Here is a 3,433-nt window from a genome sequence, read left to right on the forward strand (position 1 = left end):
GGGCAGCGGCCGTTCTTTCGTGCTTCGTTACTCGACATCTCGAAGCGTGAAGAACGGCCGCGCCACGTGCTGCCGGTTCCCGGAGAACTCAGCAGGTCGAGTGACCTGCGGCGTTAAACGCCAAGCTAAGGCCAGCCCACCACGCTGCTACTACCCGTACGAGCAGCCTGATCTGCACGGTTCGGCGGGCAGCGTTCCTCACCCTGGGTACCCTTCGACGCCGCCAAGCAGACCAAGATGCGCATCACTGCCCAACAACGGCGTTGCGCATGGAGCCCGGATTCCGGCGTTTCCACAGGACCCAGTGCGCACGAAGGTCCGAAACCTACACGGCCGGTGTAGAATCCGCGATTCGGTGAGCACTGTCGGCGGATCATGAGCACCGTCGGGGCAAATCCGGGTGAGCATGATCATCGGTGACGCTCAGTAGCTCTCAGGTATGGGATTGCGGTCTTGTGTCCGGACCGTACGGGTGCTCCGTACCGTCGACGGTTTGCGATCTTGCCCGGGGTGTCCCGGGGATCACAGGCGTAGCCATAGCCGGAGCGCGGCGACGGGCCCTGCGAGGTGTGATCGATGCGTCTCGCTGGGTTGGGCCTTGGGCCGGTGGGCCGACCTGCGCACACTGGAACTGTGCGCGAAATGATCGTCGGCGGGATGGCGGAGCGTGAGGATCTGCTCGCTGCAGCCGTCGTCGAAGCCGTCGAAGGAACCGGCGCGTACGCCGGGAGCGTCTTTCTCCGCTCCCGCGACCGTCGGTCGATCGTGCTCGCCGCGACGTGCGGGGTGCCACCTTCTCTGCTCGGTGGCTGGCACCTCATTCCGGTGAGCAGTCCCATCCCGGTCGCCGCAGCCTACAGCTCTGGGCGCACGGTCCACCTGACCGACGCCGACGAGACGATGCGCCGGTTTCCTCAGCTGGCGGTAGCTCTGCCGTACGCCTTCGGCTCCTGCTCCGTTCCGGTAGGTGCAGGTGAGGAGACCTTCGGGGCGCTGGCGATCGTCTGGGCGGCGTCACCCGGCAGCGAAGGGCTGTCCAAGGCCCAGCGCCGCCGCGTGCGGACCATCGCCAAACGGCTCGGTGCCTCCCTCGCCGATCTCCGCGCCCGTACCGGCGATCCCGTCGAGTGCGACCCGCAGACGATTCCCGTCGAGACCCCAGCTCCCTCGGCACCGGCCGTGAGGGTCGGCCTGTTCGACTGGGACCTCGTGAACGGCACCCTCACCGTGGACGACGAGCTCTGCGCGATCTTCGGTCTTGCCCCCCGTGCTTTCGACGGACGAGCCGAAACGCTGGCTTCCTGCTTGCACCCCGGCGACCGCGCCGCCCTTCGGGCGGCTGCCCGCGCGGCAGCCGCCGAGGGCCGGATCACATCGTGGCGCCTGCGCATACGGGATCGCGGGGACGGCGGCGAGGGGTACCGCACGGTCGAGTTGTGGGGCCGCGCACCGGAGGCCGACGACGCGCGGGCACGCACCCACCTGGTCGGCACGGTTGTCGACGCGCAGGCCGGCAGCGCGGCCGTCGCCGCGGTCGAACGGCTGCGGGACGGGGTGTTCTCCCTCGCCCCCGACGGGCGGGTGACCTACGCCAACCACAGCGCCCTGCAGCTGCTGGGCGTGCGCGGCGACGAGTTGCTGGGGCAGTCTCTCTCGGACGTGCTGCCGTGGCTGTCCGATCCCGACGTCGAGTACCGGCACCGGTCCGCGATGATCTCGCAGGCGCCGGTCTCCTTCCTGGCCTGCCGACCGCCCGACCGGTGGCTCGCCTTCTTCCTCCATCCGGAAGCGGACGGAGTAACCGGCCGGGTGGTGCCCTCCGGTCATCCCCCCTGGGCCTCAACGCCATCAGCCTCCTCGGCCGAGACGGCAACCGCTGCCACACCGGCGCGCCTGGGCGTCATGTACCACGTCCTGCAGCTGGGCAGCGCGCTGACCGAGGCGGTCACCGCCCGCGAAGTCTGCGAAGTCATCTCCGACCAGCTCCTACCAGCCTTCGGAGGCCAGCAGCTGGCGATCTACGTGGTCCGCGACGGAACGATGCGTCTGCTCTATCACACCGGCCACCACGAAGACTTCCTCGACTGGCTGGAGGGCGTACCGCTGCATGCGTGCCTGCCCGGTACGGAGACCCTGACCTCCGGCGCTCCGCTCTTCATCGAGTCGCGGCAGGACCTCTCCCAGGGCTACCCGGGCATCCCCACGGGCGGAGTGAGCTCTTGGGCGTATCTGCCACTGATCGCCTCCAGCCACCCTGTCGGCACCTGCGTCCTCGGCTTCGACGAGATCCACCGATTCACGGAGAAGGACCGCGGCGTCCTCACCGCACTCGCCGGGCTGATCGCCCAGGCCCTGGAGCGAGCGCGGCTCTACGACGCGGAGTTCGCCCTTGCGCGCGGCCTGCAGCAGGCGCTCCTGCCGCACCGGCTGCCAGTAGTCCCGGGTATCCGCACCGTCGCGCGCTATCTGCCCGGCACCAGCGGAATGGACATCGGTGGCGACTGGTACGACGTAATCCCCACCGGTAGTGGGGTCTCTCTTGTCATCGGAGACGTGGAGGGGCACAGCATCGCCGCCGCGGCCACCATGGCCCAGCTGCGCAGCGCCGTACGGGCCTTCGCCGCAGTAGGCCATACGCCTGGCGATGTGATGGCGGGCGCCAACCGGACCCTCATCGACCTCGGCCCCGGGCTGCTGGCCAGCTGCTGCTACATCCACCTTGAACCCCACGGCCACCACGCCTACGCCGTCACCGCCGGCCACCCCCCACCCCTGCTCCGCCGTCCCGACGCGACGACCAACGCCCTTGAACTGGACGTCGGCCCACTACTCGGTGTGGATCGCGCAAGCGCCTATCCAGCAACCCGGATCGACCTCCCGCCCGGGTCCGTCCTCGCCCTCTACACCGACGGACTGGTCGAGGAACGCGGCGCCGACATCGACGTGGGGATTGACCGCCTGCGAGCATCCCTGGCTCACGCCCCTGCGGACTCACTGGACGAACTCGCCGACCGGCTTCTGCACAACGCCCGGGGCTCCTCGTACCGAGCCGACGACATCGCCCTGCTGCTCACCGAGTACGGTTCCGGTCACGGTGCCGAGGTGACACCTGACCACGGTGTCATTCTCACTGACTCGGCAAAACGCTAGACCAACGCCGAACTCGCCTGCGGCCATGATCAGCATCCACGGCAATGGCCGCAGCTCCTCACGGCGTCCACCCGCCACCGACTTTGCGGGCCGGGCACCGGAAACGTTCGCCGGTGCCCCGTGTACGTATCAAAGACCACTGGTGGCGCGTAGTCACTAGTACTCCAGCCGTAGATCGTGATCTTCATGCCTGAGTGGCTTGTCGACGGTAGTGGCCGGCCTGGGATCGGGCCTGGTGGCGGCGCCGCCAGTCGGACCAACCGAGCCGGTGGGCGGCATCGTG

General features: G+C 68.7%; 1 protein-coding gene. It reads left to right on the forward strand.

Going from position 1 to position 3,433, the window contains the following annotated elements; translation table 11 throughout:
* Window positions 1-642 precede the first annotated feature (642 nt).
* Entirely contained in the window at window positions 643-3,150 is a 2,508-nt protein-coding gene (locus tag ACTWQJ_RS48645) for a SpoIIE family protein phosphatase (RefSeq protein WP_443312776.1), read from the forward strand.
* Window positions 3,151-3,433 lie beyond the last annotated feature (283 nt).

This window comes from Streptomyces sp. KR55 (genome assembly GCF_052245645.1).
Lineage (GTDB): Bacteria > Actinomycetota > Actinomycetes > Streptomycetales > Streptomycetaceae > Streptomyces > Streptomyces flavusporus.

Excerpts from the sequence above, each read along its gene's own strand:
- ACTWQJ_RS48645 (WP_443312776.1), top strand. The coding sequence starts at position 643 with ATGATCGTCGGCGGGATGGCGGAGCGTGAGGATCTGCTCGCTGCAGCC.